This is a genomic window from Streptomyces sp. RKAG290 (assembly GCF_023701695.1).
GTDB lineage: Bacteria > Actinomycetota > Actinomycetes > Streptomycetales > Streptomycetaceae > Streptomyces.
In genome coordinates this window covers 5,658,508-5,675,642 of the sequence record NZ_JAJOZC010000001.1, presented here as the reverse complement: position 1 = coordinate 5,675,642, position 17,135 = coordinate 5,658,508, and the positions used below count along the sequence as shown (strand labels likewise).

Annotated in this window: 16 protein-coding genes and 1 pseudogene; 5 read left to right on the top strand and 12 right to left on the bottom strand. The window is 73.9% G+C overall.

The features are described 5' to 3' along the window. Positions 1-74: 74 nt before the first annotated feature. Positions 75-2,900, bottom strand: coding sequence for an AAA family ATPase (locus tag LNW71_RS25000; protein WP_374119446.1), 2,826 nt, complete (start codon positions 2,898-2,900; stop codon positions 75-77). Between the two features lie 162 nt (positions 2,901-3,062). On the opposite strand from LNW71_RS25000, the gene LNW71_RS24995 reads away from it, so the two are divergent. Next, entirely contained in the window at positions 3,063-3,839 is a 777-nt protein-coding gene (locus LNW71_RS24995) for an alpha/beta fold hydrolase (RefSeq protein ID WP_250970286.1), read from the top strand. 71 nt (positions 3,840-3,910) lie between these two features. Here LNW71_RS24995 and LNW71_RS24990 read toward each other — a convergent pair whose 3' ends face one another. From LNW71_RS24990 to hisD, 9 genes are all read right to left on the bottom strand, one after another. Continuing rightward, complete coding sequence (locus tag LNW71_RS24990) at positions 3,911-4,840, bottom strand: dienelactone hydrolase family protein (RefSeq protein ID WP_250970285.1); 930 nt, start codon at positions 4,838-4,840, stop codon at positions 3,911-3,913. 189 nt (positions 4,841-5,029) lie between these two features. Further along, the gene (hisF, locus tag LNW71_RS24985; RefSeq protein WP_250970284.1) at positions 5,030-5,785 is read right to left on the bottom strand and encodes an imidazole glycerol phosphate synthase subunit HisF; all 756 of its coding nucleotides are present in this window, start codon (positions 5,783-5,785) and stop codon (positions 5,030-5,032) included. Continuing rightward, entirely contained in the window at positions 5,782-6,180 is a 399-nt protein-coding gene (locus tag LNW71_RS24980) for a RidA family protein (protein ID WP_250970283.1), read from the bottom strand. Before LNW71_RS24980 ends, hisF begins: the two co-directional genes overlap by 4 nt. Continuing rightward, the gene (priA, locus tag LNW71_RS24975) at positions 6,177-6,902 is read right to left on the bottom strand and encodes a bifunctional 1-(5-phosphoribosyl)-5-((5-phosphoribosylamino)methylideneamino)imidazole-4-carboxamide isomerase/phosphoribosylanthranilate isomerase PriA (protein WP_250970282.1); all 726 of its coding nucleotides are present in this window, start codon (positions 6,900-6,902) and stop codon (positions 6,177-6,179) included. Before priA ends, LNW71_RS24980 begins: the two co-directional genes overlap by 4 nt. After that, positions 6,902-7,543 carry an imidazole glycerol phosphate synthase subunit HisH gene (hisH, locus tag LNW71_RS24970; RefSeq protein WP_250970281.1) on the bottom strand — a complete coding sequence of 214 codons (642 nt, stop codon included), beginning with the start codon at positions 7,541-7,543 and terminating at the stop codon, positions 6,902-6,904. Before hisH ends, priA begins: the two co-directional genes overlap by 1 nt. An 8-nt stretch (positions 7,544-7,551) precedes the next feature. Then, positions 7,552-7,719, bottom strand: a complete 168-nt coding sequence (locus LNW71_RS24965; protein ID WP_168713658.1) for a hypothetical protein — start codon at positions 7,717-7,719, stop codon at positions 7,552-7,554. Then, entirely contained in the window at positions 7,716-8,318 is a 603-nt protein-coding gene (gene hisB / locus LNW71_RS24960; RefSeq protein WP_250970280.1) for an imidazoleglycerol-phosphate dehydratase HisB, read from the bottom strand. The genes LNW71_RS24965 and hisB overlap by 4 nt, the downstream gene beginning before the upstream one ends. Continuing rightward, positions 8,315-9,457, bottom strand: coding sequence for a histidinol-phosphate transaminase (locus LNW71_RS24955; protein ID WP_250970279.1), 1,143 nt, complete (start codon positions 9,455-9,457; stop codon positions 8,315-8,317). Before LNW71_RS24955 ends, hisB begins: the two co-directional genes overlap by 4 nt. After that, the gene (gene hisD, locus LNW71_RS24950; protein ID WP_250970278.1) at positions 9,454-10,776 is read right to left on the bottom strand and encodes a histidinol dehydrogenase; all 1,323 of its coding nucleotides are present in this window, start codon (positions 10,774-10,776) and stop codon (positions 9,454-9,456) included. Before hisD ends, LNW71_RS24955 begins: the two co-directional genes overlap by 4 nt. Before the next feature lie 146 nt (positions 10,777-10,922). On the opposite strand from hisD, the gene LNW71_RS24945 reads away from it, so the two are divergent. The 4 genes from LNW71_RS24945 to ybaK all read left to right on the top strand — a co-directional run bounded on the left by LNW71_RS24945 (position 10,923) and on the right by ybaK (position 15,088). Further along, a complete protein-coding gene (locus LNW71_RS24945; RefSeq protein WP_250970277.1) occupies positions 10,923-12,530 on the top strand; it encodes an oxidoreductase in 1,608 nt (535 codons plus the stop codon). Positions 12,531-12,775: 245 nt separating this feature from the next. Further along, positions 12,776-13,813 (top strand): hypothetical protein, encoded by a 1,038-nt coding sequence (locus LNW71_RS24940; RefSeq protein ID WP_250970276.1) that lies wholly within the window; start codon positions 12,776-12,778, stop codon positions 13,811-13,813. Between the two features lie 5 nt (positions 13,814-13,818). Beyond that, on the top strand, positions 13,819-14,562 hold the full coding sequence (locus LNW71_RS24935; RefSeq protein WP_250970275.1) for an LON peptidase substrate-binding domain-containing protein: 744 nt from the start codon (positions 13,819-13,821) through the stop codon (positions 14,560-14,562). Between the two features lie 22 nt (positions 14,563-14,584). Further along, entirely contained in the window at positions 14,585-15,088 is a 504-nt protein-coding gene (gene ybaK, locus LNW71_RS24930; RefSeq protein WP_250970274.1) for a Cys-tRNA(Pro) deacylase, read from the top strand. Positions 15,089-15,452: 364 nt separating this feature from the next. Here ybaK and LNW71_RS24925 read toward each other — a convergent pair. Next, positions 15,453-16,243, bottom strand: a pseudogene (locus LNW71_RS24925) (ABC transporter permease). A 34-nt stretch (positions 16,244-16,277) separates the two neighbouring features. Continuing rightward, the gene (locus LNW71_RS24920) at positions 16,278-17,087 is read right to left on the bottom strand and encodes an ABC transporter permease (protein ID WP_250972133.1); all 810 of its coding nucleotides are present in this window, start codon (positions 17,085-17,087) and stop codon (positions 16,278-16,280) included. Between the last annotated feature and the right edge of the window lie 48 nt (positions 17,088-17,135).

Below are 17,135 nucleotides of genomic sequence, written 5' to 3'. Positions count from 1 at the left end.
TCAGGCCGGATCAGGGAGCGGGGCGAGGTGGCGAACCGGGGCACCCGGGCCCGGCATGATCCACCCGACAGGCCCTACCGGTCCAGCACTCTGGCCAGCTCGGTCCTGGACCGCACGCCCAGCGCCGCGAACACATTGCGCAGATGGTGGTCGACGGTGCGGGTGCTCACCGAGAGCCGCAGGGCCACCTCGCGATTGGTGGCGCCCTCGGCGACGCACCGGGCGATCCGCTGCTGCTGCGGGGTCAGCACGGCGAGTGGATCCGCTCCCCCGGCCGCGGCCGGCCCGTCCACCGCTTCCCCGGCCGCTCGCAGTTCACCGCTCGCCCGGCCCGCCCAGGCCCGCGCGCCGCAGCGCTCGAAGGCGACCAGGGCGTCCCGCAGCGGGCCCCTGGCCTCCCGGGTGCGGCGGCGCCGGCGCAGCCAGGCCCCGTACAGCAGCTGGGTGCGGGCGCGTTCGAAGTCGCCGCCCGCGCGGTCGTGGTGGGCGAGCGCCTCCTCGTACCGTCCGGCCGCTTCCGCGGGCGGCGCCAGCAGGGCGTGGCAGCGGGCCAGTTGGGCCGGGGCCTGGGGGTCGGTGGTGCAGGTGGTCCAGACGGCGAACTCCGCGACGGCCTCGGTGACCGGACCGGCTCCCCCGCCCCGCTCCACCCGTCCGGCCAGGACCGACGCCTCGACGAAGCACGGCACGGCGAGCATCCGGGCCGCGAAGTGCCCGCGCCGCGGGCCGGGCCTGACCAGTGGGTCGAGCCGGGCCGCCGCCTCGCCGCAGCGGCCGGCCGCCAGGTCCGCCCGGGCGAGCGCCCAGGTGGCGAGGGTCGCGGCCTGCGCGAGGCCGTGCGGTCCCGCGCCCGCCAGGGCCGCGTCGGCGTGCCCGGCGCAGGCCGCCGTACCGTCCTCGACGGACGCCGTCAGCGCGAGCACGGCGTGCAGGTGGGAGGCGGTGTTGGGCTGTCCGGTACGGCGGGCGGCGTGCAGGCCCTCCAGGGCGTGGGCGCGGGCCCGCGCATGGCGCCCGGCCCGCAGTTCGGCGTACGCCAGGTGCTCCAGGGCCTGGGGCAGCAGGGCGTCGGGACCGGTCGCGCGCACGGCGGCCAGCGCCCGGGCCCCGGCCCGGCAGGCGGCGTCGACGTCACCCAGCACCAGTGCCGCCACTCCGCCGCGCAGCAGCGCGGCGGGTTCGTGCGCCCGGGCGGCGGAGTCGAGGCACAGACGCAGCAGGGCGTGCCCCTCCTCGATGCGCCCCCGGAGCATCGCGCACATGCCGTCGCGGTACTGCGCGAGGGCCCGGTCGGGTACGGGGACCGGAATACGGGTCATCGCGTCGAGGTAGGCGAGGGCGTCCCCCATCGCCCAGGCGGCCTCGGCGGCGCCCATGAGCGCATCCAGGGTGCGGCGGGGGTCGTGCGGGGCAAGGAGCCCGGCGGCTGTCAGGAGGGCCTCGCGGGCATCGGCGGCCGGCCCGTCCCGCAGGGCGAGCAGCCCGCGCACGTGGTGCGCGCCGCCGTGCGGGGTCCGCCCGCCGACCCGGGCCAGCAGCGCGCGGGCCCGTCCGGCGTCGCCCGCGAGCCGGGTGTGCTCGGCGGCCGCCGCGAACCGGGCGGCCCGCAGCACCTCGTCGGTGGAGAGCATGGCCGCGCGGGCCAGCGCGGCCGCCCGCTCGGCATGCGGCCGCGGCGCCACGGCCGCCGCCTCCAGCGCGTCGGCGAGCCCGGCGTCGGGTCCGGCGGCCGCGCAGGCCCGCTGGACGAGCGCGGGAAGCACGGGCGCCCCGGCCGGCGTCGTGGCGCCGCCGGCCCGGAGGACCCGGCCGAGGGCCGCGGAGCCGGGGGCCGTCGTGAGCAGGGTGGCGAGCAGGGCGTGCACCGCGCGGCGGTGGTGCGGGGAGGCGCGGTGCAGGACTGCCCGGCGCAGCAGTGGATGGCTGAAGTGGACCCGGTTGCCGGCCCGTTGGAGAGCGCCGGCGGTCCCGGCGGGGGTGAGCAGCGCGAGGTCGAGCGCGGCCGGGCCCAGACCGGCCGAGGTGGCGGCGCGCAGCAGGAGGGCGGCGTCGGCGCCCGCGCCCTGCGGTTCGTGTTCCTGCGCCGCGGCCGCGAGCAGCAGGAGCGTGCGGGTGTCCGGGGGCAGCCCGTCGAGGCGGGCGGCGTGCGCGTCCAGGACGTCCTCGCCGCCGGGCAGCGGATAGGGCAGCTCGGTCCGTCCGGCCAGCTGGTCGGGGCTGAGCCGGCCGGTGAGCCCGGTGAGCAGCCGCGGGTTGCCCGCCGCCGCCCGCAGCAGTTCGCCGCGGACCACCGGGTCGACCCGGTCCGCGGCGCCGGTGGTGTCGGTGAGCCGGTCCAGGAGCGCCGCCGCCGCGTCGTCGTCGAGCGGGCCGAGCCGGAGCGCGGGCAGCCCCGCGAAGCTCGTCTCGTCCCCGGCGCCGATCACCACCGCGACCCGGCTGCCCGCGCCGAGCCGGCGGGCCGCGAAGCCGAGTGCCGCGCGCGAGTCGGCGTCCCAGGCGTGCGCGTCGTCCACGCACACCAGCAGCGGCCGCTGCGCCCCGAGTTCCCGCAGCAGGACGAGCAGCGCCGCGGGTCCGATGCCCTCGCGCAGCACCCGGTCGGGCGGCAGCGGGAGCGGGCCGGGTGCGGAGCAGAGCAGGGCGTGCAGCCCGCTGTACGGCAGCCGTTGCTCGACGGGGGCGGCGGTGGCGCTCAGGACAGGGCCGGTGCCACGCTCGCGGTGCGCGGCGGCCGCCCTGTCCAGGAGCGCGGTGCGGCCGATGCCGGGCAGCCCGGTCAGCACCAGCGCACCGCCGTCGCCCTGCCGCAGCCGTGCCGACAGGGTTTCCAGGATGGCGAGTTCACCGCTGCGGCCGTACAGCCGGGGCGGACTGTGCACGGTCGTCGATGGGGTCACGTCCGGCACGTTACTTCTGCGTAAACAACCTCGGAAGGCGTGCGTCCGCAACCGTCCGGCCCCCGGCCCCTTGCGGGGCGCCCTCCCAAGGAGGGGGCCTGTCGGCTGTGCACGGGCACAGTCCCCGGCCGTTCGCGTGTGCCGCGCCCGTAGCGTCGTGCCATGACAGATGAACTCCGTACGGACGACGGTCTGACGCTGCGCTACTGGTCCTGGTCCAGGAAGCCGCTGCCGGGACTGCCCCCGGTGGTGCTGCTGCACGGCTTCGCCGCCGATGCCCGGCTGAACTGGGAGGGCCCCGGCGTGGTCGAGGCGCTGGTGGCCAGGGGGCGGCAGGTGCTCGCCCTCGACGCCCGGGGGCACGGCGAATCGGACAAGCCGCACGAGGACGCCCGGTACGGCGAGCCCGTGATGGCGCGCGACGTACGGCAGTTGATCGACCGCACCGGCGCACCCGAGGTGCATCTCGCGGGCTATTCGATGGGGGCGGTCGTGGCGCTGCTCGCGGCCGCCGACGACGAGCGGGTCAGCCGGCTGGTGGTCGGCGGGATCGGCGCGGGTGCGGTGGAGGTGGGCGGCCTGGACACCCGGGTCATGCCGCCGGAACTGGTGGCGGCCGCACTGACGGCCGAGGACGCGGCCGACGCACCCGCCAGGACCCGGGCCTTCCGGATCCTGGCCGACACGACCGGCTCCGACCGGTCGGCCCTGGCCGCGCAGATCCGCTCGGTGTACCGCGGCCCGCTCCCGCTGGACCGGATCCGGATACCCACGCTCGTGCTCGCCGGGGCGGACGATCCGCTGGCGGCACGGCCCGAGGTGCTGGCCGGGGCGGTCCGGGGGGCGCGCCTGAAGGTGGTGCCGGGGGATCATCTGACCGCCGTCCGCGACCCCGGATTCGCCGCGTCCGTGGCGGAGTTCCTCACCGAGGACGACTGACCCGCCGGCCCGGGGACGGCAAGGGGGCCGGACCGCAGTGCGCGGTCCGGCCCCTCACCCGGCGTCAGGTACTACGAGGTGTGGGGGCAGTTGCCCCGGGACTCGGCGATCGTCAGGCTCACCTGCGGCAGCGGGCAGAGGAACTGCTCGTAGCGGCTGTCGTTGTCGATGAAGCGCTTCAGCCACGAGATGCTGTACTTCGCGATGGTGGTGTTGGACGAGTTCGGGGTGAAGTGCGTGGCCCCGCGCAGCTCCACGTACGCCTTGTCCAGGGTGCTCGGGAGCGACTGGTAGAACGGCTCGGAGTGGGTGGCGACGGGGGCGATCGTGTCGCCGTCCGCGCCGAAGATCAGGGTGGGGGTGCGGACCTCGGGCCAGGTGGTGTCGAGGTTCCAGCCGGTCAGCGGGATCGCCGCCTTCAGCGAGGTGCGGCTCTTCGCGGCCTCCAGGGTGCCGCCACCGCCCATGGAGTGGCCCATCACGCCGAGCCTGGAGGTGTCGATCCGGCTGCGCACCGAACTCGTCTTCGTCAGGTAGTCGAGCGCGGCCAGGAGCTGACGGCCGCGGCTGTCGGGCTGGTCCAGGGTGGTGTTGGTGTCGATCGTGAAGACGACGAAGCCCTGTGAAGCGAGCCGCGGTCCGAGCCAGGCGATGCTGGACTGGTAGGCGGTGAAGCCGGGGGAGATGGCGACCGCGCCGAACGTGCCGTCCGAGGTGGACGTCGGGTAGTAGATCGTGCCGCCGCCGAAGCCGCTGACGCTCAGTGCGGAGACGCTGGTCTGCGAGGTCGCGTACGAGCCGCGGCTCGCCTCGATGCTCGAATTGCTGGGGGCCGGGCCTCGCTCGTAGGGGTTGTCGGCGGCCTGGGCGCCCGGCATCAGCGCGGTGCACAGTCCCGCGGTGGCGACGGTGGCGGCCAGCAGGCCCTTGACGAGGCGGGAGCGGCCCTTGGACACCCGGTGGCGCGGGGAGGTGTCGCCGGAGGGGAGGTGCTGCTGCACGAGGGGGGTCCTCTCGGTCGTGGCGGCAGCCACAACGGGCAGGGACCGAGACCCCCTGTCACCTGGGGCCCTCGGGTTGCACCGCGTGAAACCGCCGTTGTTCTCTGGCGGTCGCCACTCTCGCGGTGCTCCCCGGTGGCACACATCGGCAACTTCACCGGTCTTCGCGGCCGGTGCCCCTCGTGGGCCTCAGCGGACCGGGTGCCCGGCCTCCCGCAGCGCGCCCTTGACCTCGGAGATCCGCAGATCACCGAAGTGGAAGACGGACGCGGCGAGGACCGCGTCCGCTCCCGCGCCGACGGCCGGGGCGAAGTCCGCGAGCCGGCCCGCACCGCCGGAGGCGATGACGGGGACGCTCACGTGGCCCCGTACGGCCGCGATCATCTCGGTGTCGTAGCCGTCCTTCGTGCCGTCGGCGTCCATCGAGTTGAGCAGGATCTCGCCCGCGCCGAGACCGGCGGCCCGGTGGGCCCATTCGACGGCGTCGATGCCGGTGCCCTTGCGGCCGCCGTGCGTGGTGACCTCGAAGGTGCCGGCGGGGGTGCGCCGGGCGTCCACGGAGAGCACCAGGACCTGGCTGCCGAACCGTTCGGCGATTTCCCGGATCAGCTCGGGCCTGGCGATGGCGGCGGTGTTGACGCCGACCTTGTCCGCGCCGGCCCGCAGCAGCTTGTCGACGTCGTCGGTGGTGCGGACACCGCCGCCGACGGTGAGCGGGATGAAGACCTGCTCGGCGGTGCGGCGCACCACGTCGTAGGTCGTCTCACGGTCGCCGCTGGAGGCGGTGATGTCGAGGAAGGTCAGCTCGTCGGCGCCCTCGGCGTCGTACAGCTTCGCCATCTCGACGGGGTCGCCGGCATCGCGCAGGTTCTGGAAGTTGACGCCCTTGACGACGCGGCCGTTGTCCACGTCCAGGCAGGGGATGACACGTACCGCGAGAGTCACCGCGCACCTGCCCGGTAGGCCTCGATCTCGACCTCGACGACCAGGCTCGGGTCGACGAAGCCGGACACGATGATCATGGAAGCGGCGGGGCGGACGTCGTCGAACAGCTCCTTGTGGGCGCGGCCGACCTCGTCCACGTCCCGGGCGTGCGTGAGGTACATCCGGGTCCGCACGACGTCCTCGCGGCCGAGGCCCACCTGCGCGAGCGCGGCGAAGGCGACCTCGAAGGAGGTGATGGCCTGCTCGTGGGGGCTGCCCGCGGAGATCTGGCCGCCCACCACCGACGTGCAGCCGGCGACCAGCACCAGCCCGTTGGGGAGCTCGACCGCGCGGGAGTAGCCGAACTTCTCCTCCCAGGGGGCTCCGGAGGAGATCCGGTTGACGGAGTCGGTCATGCGGAGACCGCCTTGAGCGCCTCTTCCAGGGTGAACGCCTTCGCGTACAGGGCCTTGCCGACGATGGCGCCCTCGACGCCTTCCGGGACGAGCAGGGAGATCGCCCGCAGGTCGTCGAGGGAGGAGACGCCGCCCGAGGCGACGACGGGGCGGTCGGTGGCCGCGCAGACGTCCCTCAGCAGGCCCAGGTTGGGGCCCTGGAGCGTGCCGTCCTTGGCGATGTCTGTGACGACGTAGCGGGCGCAGCCCTCGGAGTCGAGGCGGGCGAGCGTCTCGTAGAGGTCGCCGCCGTCGCGGGTCCAGCCGCGGCCGCGCAGCGTGGTGCCGCGCACGTCGAGGCCGACCGCGATCTGGTCGCCGTGCTCGGCGATGACCTTGGCGACCCACTCGGGGGTCTCCAGGGCGGCGGTGCCGAGGTTGACCCGGCGGCAGCCGGTGGCCAGGGCGGCGGCGAGCGAGGCGTCGTCGCGGATGCCGCCGGAGAGCTCGACCTTGATGTCCATGGCGCCGGCCACTTCGGCGATGAGCGCCCGGTTGTCGCCGGTCCCGAAGGCGGCGTCCAGGTCGACCAGGTGCAGCCACTCGGCGCCGGAGCTCTGCCAGGCGAGTGCGGCCTCCAGCGGGGAGCCGTAGGAGGTCTCGGAGCCGGACTCGCCGTGCACCAGGCGGACCGCCTGGCCGTCGCGTACGTCTACGGCGGGGAGCAGTTCAAGCTTCGGCATTACAGCGTCTCGATCCAGTTGGTCAGCAGCTGGGCGCCGGCATCGCCGGACTTCTCGGGGTGGAACTGGGTGGCCCACAGCGCGCCGTTCTCCACGGCTGCCACGAACCGTTCGCCGTGCGTGGCCCAGGTGACCCTGGGGGCACGGATCCTGTCGTTGGTGACTTCGAGGGACCAGTCGTGCGCCGCGTAGGAGTGCACGAAGTAGTACCGCGCCTCGGGGTCGAGTCCGGCGAACAGCCGGGAGCCCTCGGGCACCTCGACGGTGTTCCACCCCATGTGCGGGACGACGTCGGCCTTGAGCGGGCCGACGGTGCCGGGCCACTCGTCGAGCCCCTCGGTCTCCACGCCGTGCTCGATGCCGCGCGAGAAGAGGATCTGCATGCCGACGCAGATGCCCATGACGGGGCGTCCGCCGGAGAGCCGGCGGCCGATGATCCACTCGCCGCGGGCCTTCTTCAGGCCCTCCATGCAGGCGGAGAACGCGCCGACGCCGGGCACCAGCAGCCCGTCGGCGTTCATCGCCGTGTCGAAGTCGCGGGTGATCTCGACGTCGGCGCCGACCCGGGCGAGGGCGCGTTCCGCGGAACGGATGTTTCCGAAGCCGTAGTCGAAGACGACGACCTTCTTCTTCGTGTCCACGTGCGCCCCTAGTCCCAGAGTCCCTGGATCCGCATGACGCCTGCGACCAGGCACATCACGGATGCGATCCCGAGCAGCACGATGACGCCCTTGGGCATGCCCTGCTTCGAGAAGGAGTAGACCCCGCCGGCCAGGAAGAGGCCGACCAGGATCAGAACGGTGTTGAGGCCGGTCACAGGGCGCCCTTCGTGGAGGGGAGGATGCCGGCCGCGCGCGGGTCGTGCTCGCTGGCGTAGCGCAGCGCCCGGGCGAGCGCCTTGAACTGGCACTCCACGATGTGGTGGGCGTTGCGCCCGTACGGGACGTGGACGTGCAGGGCGATCTGCGCCTGGGCGACGAAGGACTCCAGGATGTGCCGGGTCATCGTCGTGTCGTACTCGCCGATCATCGGCGCCATCTTCTCGGGCTCGGTGTGCACCAGGTACGGGCGGCCGGAGAGGTCGACGGTCACCTGGGCGAGCGACTCGTCCAGCGGGACGGTGCAGTTGCCGAAGCGGTAGATGCCGACCTTGTCGCCGAGGGCCTGCTTGAAGGCGGCGCCGAGCGCGAGGGCGGTGTCCTCGATGGTGTGGTGCGAGTCGATGTGCAGGTCGCCGTCGGTCTTGACCGTGAGGTCGAAGAGTCCGTGGCGGCCGAGCTGGTCGAGCATGTGGTCGTAGAAACCGACCCCGGTCGCGACATCGACCTTGCCGGTGCCGTCGAGGTTGATCTCCACGACCACGGAGGTTTCCTTGGTGGTCCGCTCCACTCTTCCTACGCGGGCCTCGCGAGTCATGCGTCGTGCTCCTTCTTGGCGATCTCATTTGCAAGCGTGCGTACCGCATCGAGGAACGCGTCGTTCTCCGCCGGGGTCCCTGCGGAGACCCGCAGCCATCCCGGTACGCCGTTGTCCCGGACCAGGACGCCCCGGTCGAGGATGTGCTGCCAGGCGGTGTGGCTGTCGGCGAAGCGGCCGAACTGGACGAAGTTGGCGTCCGAGTCGGTGACGTCGAACCCGAGAGCCCGCAGCTCGGTGACGATCCGGTCGCGCTCGTCCTTGAGCTGCGCGACGTACCCGAGGAGCGTATCGGTGTGCTCCAGGGCGGCGAGCGCGGTGGCCTGGGTGACGGAGGACAGGTGGTACGGGAGCCGCACCAGCTGGACCGCGTCGACGACGGCCGGGTCCGCGGCGAGGTAGCCGAGCCGCAGCCCCGCGGCCCCGAACGCCTTCGACATGGTGCGCGAGAGCACCAGGTGGCGGCGGCCCTCGATCAGCGGGAGCAGCGAGGGGTGGTGGCTGAACTCGCCGTACGCCTCGTCGACCACCACCATCGACGGCCTGGCGGCCTGCGCGGCGTCGTACAGCGCGAGGACGGTCTCCGCGTCGACAGCGGTGCCGGTGGGGTTGTTGGGCGAGGTGATGAAGACGACGTCGGGGCGCTCCCGCGCGATGACCGCGCGGGCCGCGTCGACGTCGACGGTGAAGTCCTCGTTGCGCGGTCCGGAAATCCAGCCCGTCCCGGTGCCGCGGGCGATGAGGGCGTGCATGGAGTACGAGGGCTCGAAGCCGATGGCGGTGCGTCCGGGGCCGCCGAAGGTCTGCAGCAGCTGCTGGAGCACCTCGTTGGAGCCGTTGGCCGCCCAGACGTTGGCGCGTGCGACCTCGTGCCCGGCGGTGCGGGTGAGGTAGCGGGCGAGCTCGGTACGGAGCTCGACGGCGTCCCGGTCGGGGTAGCGGTTCAGGTCGCGGGCGGCCTCGCGGACCCGTTCGGCGATCCGGTCTACCAGCTCCTCGGGGAGCGGGTAGGGATTCTCGTTGGTGTTCAGCCGGACCGGTACGTCGAGCTGGGGCGCCCCGTAGGGGGACTGGCCGCGCAGTTCGTCCCGGATGGGGAGGTCGTCCCAGGCGTTGCGCGTGGTGCTGTCGTCTCTCACTGTTGCGGAACCTTCCACCCGAACCTGGCCTTGAGTGCGGCGCCGTGGGCGGGGAGGTCCTCCGCCTCGGCGAGGGTCACGACGTGATGGGTGACCTCGGCGAGCGCGTCGCGCGTGTAGTCGACGATGTGGATGCCGCGCAGGAAGGACTGCACGGACAGGCCCGAGGAGTGGCAGGCGCAGCCGCCGGTGGGCAGCACGTGGTTGGAGCCGGCGCAGTAGTCGCCGAGGGAGACCGGGGACCAGGGCCCGACGAAGACCGCTCCGGCGTTGCGGACCCGGTCGGCGACGGCGGCGGCGTCCGCGGTCTGGATCTCCAGGTGCTCGGCGGCGTACGCGTCGACGACCTTGAGGCCGTCCTCCAGGTCGTTGACCAGGACGATCGCGGACTGCCGTCCTGCGAGTGCGGGCTCGATCCGGTCGGAGACGTGCTTGGTCGCCGCGACCTGGGGCTTCAGCTCGGCCTCGGTGGCGGCGGCGAGCTCCTCGGAGTCCGTCACCAGCACCGCGGCGGCCATCGGGTCGTGCTCGGCCTGGCTGATCAGGTCGGCGGCGACGTGCACCGGATCGGCGGTGGAGTCGGCGAGGATCGCGATCTCGGTGGGTCCGGCCTCGGCGTCGATGCCGATCCGGCCCTTGAGGAGACGCTTGGCCGCGGCGACGTAGATGTTGCCGGGGCCGGTGACGAGGTCGACCGGCAGGCAGTCGGCCGTGCCGTAGGCGAACATCGCGATGGCCTGGGCGCCGCCGGCGGCGTACACCTCGTCGACGCCGAGCAGGGCGCAGGCCGCCAGGATCGTCGGGTGCGGCAGTCCGCCGAACTCCTTCTGCGGCGGGGACGCGACGGCGATGCCCTCGACGCCCGCCTCCTGGGCCGGGACGACGTTCATGACGACGGACGACGGGTAGACGGAGCGCCCGCCCGGCACGTACAGCCCGACGCGCTCGACCGGCACCCACTTCTCGGTGACGGTGCCGCCGGGGACGACCTGGGTGGTGTGCGTGGTGCGGCGCTGTTCGCGGTGGACGAGGCGGGCCCGGCGGATCGACTCCTCCAGGGCGGCGCGGACGGCAGGGTCGAGCTGCTCCAGCGCCGAGGTGACGGCCTCGGCGGGGACCCGGACCGAGTCGATCCGCACACCGTCGAACCTCTCCCCCCAGTCGATCACTGCCGCCGAGCCACGATGGCGTACGTCCTCGCAGATGGGCCGCACCGTCTCCAGGGCGGCTTCCACGTCGAACTCGGCACGGGGCAGCAGGTCGCGCAGGTCGCCGCCCTCGGGGAGGGCACCGCCGCGCAGATCGATTCGAGAGATCACACCGCAATTCTCTCAGACCGCCTCCGGCGGCCGGACGCCCGTATCACTGGCTGATACATGTCCTCGGCGTAACGGCTGACTATTAGCGTTCACCTGGTCACTCAGAGGGAATAACGGGATTACGGCTCCGAGTGGAAGGAGCGTCGGTGACCGAACCGCACGACGGGGACATTCCGGACGGCCTCAGCGCAGCCGAGCTGGGCATGTGGCAGTCCTTCAGGAACGGGACCACCTACGATCTGCGCGCCCGTGACGGCGTGCACGACGATCCGTTCGCCCCGCACGCCTGGGGCCCCGAGCGCAGCGTGGACGCCCAGGTCGTCGCCCGGCTGCTGCTGAGCGGCCCGCGGGCCAGGCCCGGCCGGGTCGCGGCGCTGAAGCTCCGGGGCATGCGGATCACGGGAAAGCTGGATCTCGCGGGCGGACGTGTCGATCCGTACGTGGAGCTGACCGGCTGCCGCTTCGAGCAGGAAGTGGTGCTGCCCGAGTGCCACTTCACGACGTTACGGATGGTGGGGTGCACGATCCCGCGGCTGGAGGCGGCGCGGCTGCGCACCGAGGGCGACCTGCACCTGCCGCGCTGCCGGGTCGAGCGCGGCATCCGGCTCACGGACGCGCAGATCGGCACCGATCTGATGCTCAACCAGATCGACATCGGCCCCGACCGGCAGGGGCGGGCGTTCATCGGTGACGGACTCGCGGTCGCCCAGGACCTGCAGGCCGAGATGATCGAGACGCTCGGCGAGCTGAGCCTGCGCGGGGCGAAGGTCGGCGGTTCGCTGAGCCTGCGCGGCAGCCGGCTCCGGGCGACGCAGGGACGCCGCGCGCTCAACGCCCCGCAGCTGAGCGTGGAGCGGACGCTGTACATGAGCGAGGCATGGGTCAGCGTCGACACCGGTAATCAGGGCACCACTCCCCCGTACGGCATCGTCACCTCCTCGCTCGCGACCCCGGCCCACGGCACCCGCGCGCAGGTCTTCCGGTGCCGGGGCGGGGTGCGGCTGGACGACGGGCGCTTCGGTGACGCGGTCGACCTGCACAAGGCCGTCTTCGTGCTGGCCCGGCACGAGGAACTGTCGCTGCGCCGGATCGTCGCACCCGAGCTCAGGTTCAACCCGGAGCGCCCGGCGGAGGGCCGGGTGGTGCTGAACGGGGCGAGGATCGTCACGCTGATCGACGTGTCGACCAGCTGGCCGGGGCCGGGCGGTCTCGCGATGGGCGGGTTCGTGTACGAGAACCTCGTCCCCTACGGGCACTTCCCGCTCTCCCGGCGCCTGGAGTGGGTGGCCGCGGCGACCCCCGAGTACGTACCGGAGCCGTACGAACGGCTGGCCGCCGTGCTGCGCAGCAGCGGGGAGGACGCGGACGCCCGCGAGGTGCTGCTGGCCAAGCAGCGGCGCCGCCGCGAGACGCTGCCGCCCGCCGCGAAGCTCTGGGGCTACCTGCAGGACTGGACGGTGGCGTACGGCTACCGGCCGGGGCGGGCCGCGGTGTGGATGGCCGTGCTGTGGGCGGCGGGAGCGGTCGCCTTCTCGCGGTACCAGCCCGCGTCGCTCAAGGGGAGCGAGCATCCGGAGTGGAACCCCGCGCTGTACGCGCTGGATCTGCTGGTGCCGGTGATCGACCTCGGCCAGGACGGTTACTGGCTGATGGAGGGCGGCTGGCAGTGGGTGGCCGCCGCGCTGGTGCTGCTGGGATGGATACTGGCCACCACCGTCGCGGCAGGCGCCTCACGGCTGCTGCGCCGTGGCTGACCGCGAACACCCTTCCCGGCAGCCGGCCGCCGGGCGTGTGTCCCTGCCGCCCAAGGGCGAACGGGGCCCCGCACCCGCGCACCCCGCTCCGGACGGGCCGTCGGGCCACTACTCCCGCAACGACGGGAACAGGCCAGATTCCACGATTTCCTTTACTCATTCTTGGCCGCCCCCGGAGCAACCCCTCCACTCGGCACCAAAGTTTCACAGCGCCCCTCTGGCGCCGCCCCGACCAGCGCTTTTCAATGGTCTGCACCATGCCTTTTCTCCGCGCTCTGCTCCGTACCACGCGCATGATCCGGCACACCCCCGGGCTGTCCGCCGGGCTGCCCGCGGACCATGCGGTGATGCTCGACGCCCCCGACGAGCGGCTGTCGCCCGCGCTGGTCGCCGCCGCGCTCGGGGAGTACGAGCCGGCCGCCAAGCTGCTGGCCACCACGCGGGACGCGGCCGAGTGGGAGAGCCGCGACCGCTACCTGAACCGGCTCGTCGCCTTCGCCCGCAGCCGGGACGGCTGGCTGGGCGACTGGCTGGGCGCCGCCCCGCACGACCCGGACGCGCTGCTCGTGAAGGCTCAGCTCGCGCTGGTGCGGGCCTGGGACTCGCCCGCCCGCGCGGAGCAGCTGCGCGACGTGGGACCGATGATCACGGCCGCGGCGCAGAGCGATCGACGCGATCCGGTGCCCTGGCGTCTGGCTCTGGACCACGCCCGCGGCACCCATGCCACGCACACCACGTTCGAGGCGCTGTGGGAACAGGCCATACAGCGCTCCACCCACCACTACGGCTGTCATGTCGCGGCCCTGCAGTACCTCTCCGCCGCCTGGTACGGCTCGCACCGCGAGTGCTTCGACTTCGCCGAGCGGGCGGCCGAGGACTCGCTGCCCAGCTCCCTGGTGCAGGCGCTGCCGCTGCGGGCGGCCTTCGCCGTGCTCGCCGAGGGGCCGGACGCCAGGACCACTTCGGTGCAGGAGGAGCGGATCGACAGGGCGGTGGATCTGGCCATCTCGCTGTCCGTCGCGTTCGCACCGGGCGACCCGTGGCCGGCCGAGGTCCGCAACCTGCTGGTGTACGTGCTGGTCCTACGGGGCCGCTGGGACGAGGCACTGGAACAGTTCCGGCAGATCGGACCCCATGCGGCCTCGTTCCCGTGGTCCTCGGTGTCCGACGATCCGCTGGGCCGTTTCCTCGACGCACGCGACGGCACGAGGCTCCAGGTGGCCTCCGTCACGCCGTTGCGCCACCGGGCCGACCGAGGACGCCCCCGCGGCCATTACGCTTGACCGTTGTGACCACCGCTCGCCTGCCTCTGTTTCCGCTGAACGCGGTGCTGTTCCCCGGCCTTGTGCTGCCGCTGAACGTCTTCGAGGAGCGTTATCGCGCCATGATGCGCGAACTCCTGAAGACCGACGAGGACGAACCGCGCCGCTTCGCCGTGGTCGCCATCCGCGACGGCCGCGAAACCGCCCCGACCGCCGCCGGAATGCCCGACTCGCTGAGCACCCCCGTCGAGCGCGGCCCGGCGGACGGCTTCGGCCCCGATCCCGTCCAGACGTTCCACCGGGTGGGCTGCGTCGCCGACGCCGCGAAGATCCGCGAGCGGTCCGACGGCAGCTTCGAGGTCCTCGCGACCGGCACCACCCGGGTCAAGCTGCTCTCGGTGGACGCGAGCGGCCCGTATCTGACGGCCGAGCTCGAAGAGCTGGAGGAGGACCCGGGCGAGGAGGCGGGCGCGCTCGCCGAGGGCGTCCTGCGGGCCTTCCGCAGCTACCAGAAGCGGCTGGCCGGTGCGAGCGAACGCTCCCTCACCACCGGCGCGGACCTCCCCGACGACCCGTCCGTCGTGTCGTACCTGGTCGCCGCCGCGGCCGTGCTGGACATCCCCGCCAAGCAGCGCCTGCTCCAGGCCCCGGACACCGCGACCAGGCTCCGCGAGGAGCTGACGCTGCTGCGCTCCGAGACCGCCGTCATCCGGCACCTGCCGTCGCTGCCCGCGGTGGAGCTGACCCGGGCCCCGACCCACCCCAACTGAGCGACCGGAGGGCCACTCCCCCGTGGCGAAGAAGCCCAAGAAGCAGCACCAGTCCGGCGGCACCCCGGCAACGGTCGCGCTCACCGCGGCCGGCACGGTCTTCACGGTCCACGCCTACGAGCACGACCCCGCATCGGCCTCCTACGGCGAGGAGGCAGCCGAGGCGCTGGGCGTCCCGCCCGACCGGGTGTTCAAGACCCTGGTGGCCGACGTGGACGGCCGGCTGACCGTGGCGGTCGTCCCCGTCGCCGGCTCCCTGGACCTGAAGGCCCTGGCGTCGGCGGTGGGCGGCAAGCGGGCCACGATGGCGGATCCGGCGGCGGCGGAGCGGACCACGGGCTACGTCCTGGGCGGCATCTCCCCCCTGGGCCAGCGCAAGCGGCTGCCGACGGTTGTGGACGCCTCGGCGCGGGCCCACGGGACGATCTGCGTGTCGGCGGGGCGCCGCGGCCTGGAGGTCGAGCTGTCCCCGGAGGACCTGGCGTCCCTGACGGGTGCGGTGTTCGCGGTGATCGGCCGGGGTTAGGCCGCGCCCCGCGGATCGGCCGGGCCGAGGGCCCTTCCCCCCGCCCGTCCACCCCAGCCCGTCCTCGAACACCGGCCGCCCCAGCCCGTCCGGCGTTTGAGGACGGGGGTCCGGAGCGGAGCCCCGAGGCCCGGCCACCCCAGCCCGTCCGGCGTTTGAGGACGGGGGTCCGGAGCGGAGCCCCGAGGCCCGGCCACCCCAGCCCGTCCGGCGTTTGAGGACGGGGGTCCGGAGCGGAGCCCCGAGGCCCGGCCACCCCAGCCCGTCCGGCGTTTGAGGACCGGGGCCCGGGGCGGAGCCCCGGTTTCGGGAAGGGGCGGGGAGGGGCAGCCCCGCGCAGCGGCCCGGCACCCGCACCCGCTGGCTAGGACCCGGTCGGCGGAGCAGGCGGCTCGGGCGAGGACGAAGGCGCGGGCCCGGACGGCCCGGACGGCCCCGCAGCCGGCGCAGGCCCGGAAGACGGCGCAGGCCCGGACGCAGGCCCCCCGGACGGCCCCCATACGGCGGCGTAGCCCCCGCCGCGTGGTAGACCCCCCACTCCGGCTCCGGGTCCCGCGGCCCGAACAACGCGGTCAGCCCCAGATGCACCGCCATCGCCGCCAGCGACCACGCCAGCAACGCCCCCTTCGCGTGCAGTTCGAGCGGCGCGTCGAAGACCACGCCCTTGCCGACCTCGCGCGCGTGCGCGACCACGTCGTCGGTCGGCCCCAGCCGGGTGCCCAGCTGCCAGGCGAGCAGCGACCCGAGCAGCCCGCCCAGCGCGAGCCCCACCACGAGTGCGATGCCGCCCCGCCGGTGGAACAGGAAGGCGAGCACCGCGGACAGCGCGCCGAACGCGAGCGCGAGAAGGGCGAAGGTGCCGTCGGCGCCGATCGCCTCCTCGCCCTCGCTGTCGCTCAGGAAGACGGCCGTGTTGTCGGAGACCAGCGGCACCCGCGGGGCCAGCCACAGCCACAGCAGCCCGAGCGCCACCCCGGCGACCGTCACGGCCACGCCGACCAGCGCGGCCCGGCGCAGGTCCGTACGGAGATCCTTGTCCTCCGGCGACTCCAGCAGGGTCCCGGGATGGGAGCCGCCGGGGCCGCCCCCGTTCGGCGGCTTGTGCCACGGGTCGTGGGGCGAGGGCTGGTGCGGCGGCGTCAGAGGTGCTGTCACCGTGCCATCGTGCCAGGCGTCCCTGTGCCGCGCCTCACCGGACCGCTGCCCTGCGGTAGGCCCAGGTCGCCACGGCCAGCGAGAGGACGCCCACCACGGCGCAGACGGCGAGATCGAGGGCGACGACCGCCCAGTCGGGGTGGGCGTCGAAGGACCGGGAGAGCGCCTCGACGCCGTACGTGGACGGCAGCAGGTCACGCGCCCAGCCGATCGGCGCGGGCAGCCGGTTCGCCGGCAGCACGCCCAGCAGCAGGGCCGAGGACATGCCCAGCTGGCCCAGCAGCGTCGCCAGCTCCTGCCGGGGCGCGAGCAGTCCGAGCGCGGCGCCGAGTCCTGAGAGCGCCGCGCCGGAGAGCGGGATGACGGCGACGAGCACCCACAGGTGGGTCATCGGCAGTCCGAACAGCACACTGCCCGCCACCGCCGTGACGATCGTGCCGGGCACGGTGAAGGAGGCGTACGCGCCGGCCGCGCCGAGCACCACCGCGGCAGGCCGCACCGGCAGGGTCGCGTAGTGGTCGAGTCCCCCGCCGGCCCGCAGCTGGCCGAAGTACTGGGCCAGCAGGTTCAGCGCGACGAAGGCGACGACCAGGACGGTGGAGCCGGCCACGACGGCCCGCGCCTCGGAGCCGCCGTCCACGACCCCGCGCATCAGGACCATGATCCCGATGGACTGGAAGGTCGCCACGAAGAGCAGCGGGATGCGGGCGACCCTGGCCCGGGACAGCTGGGCCCGGTAGACCGCCGCGAGCGAGGGGAACAGCCGGGCGCGCGGCGCGAGCGCCGCGGCCCCGGCGCTCCGGCCGTCGGCGGAGCCGTCCCGGCCGGAGCTGCCGGACGGCAGTGACCCGACGGACTGTCCGGGCTGCCCGGACGCCGCCTCCGCACGAAC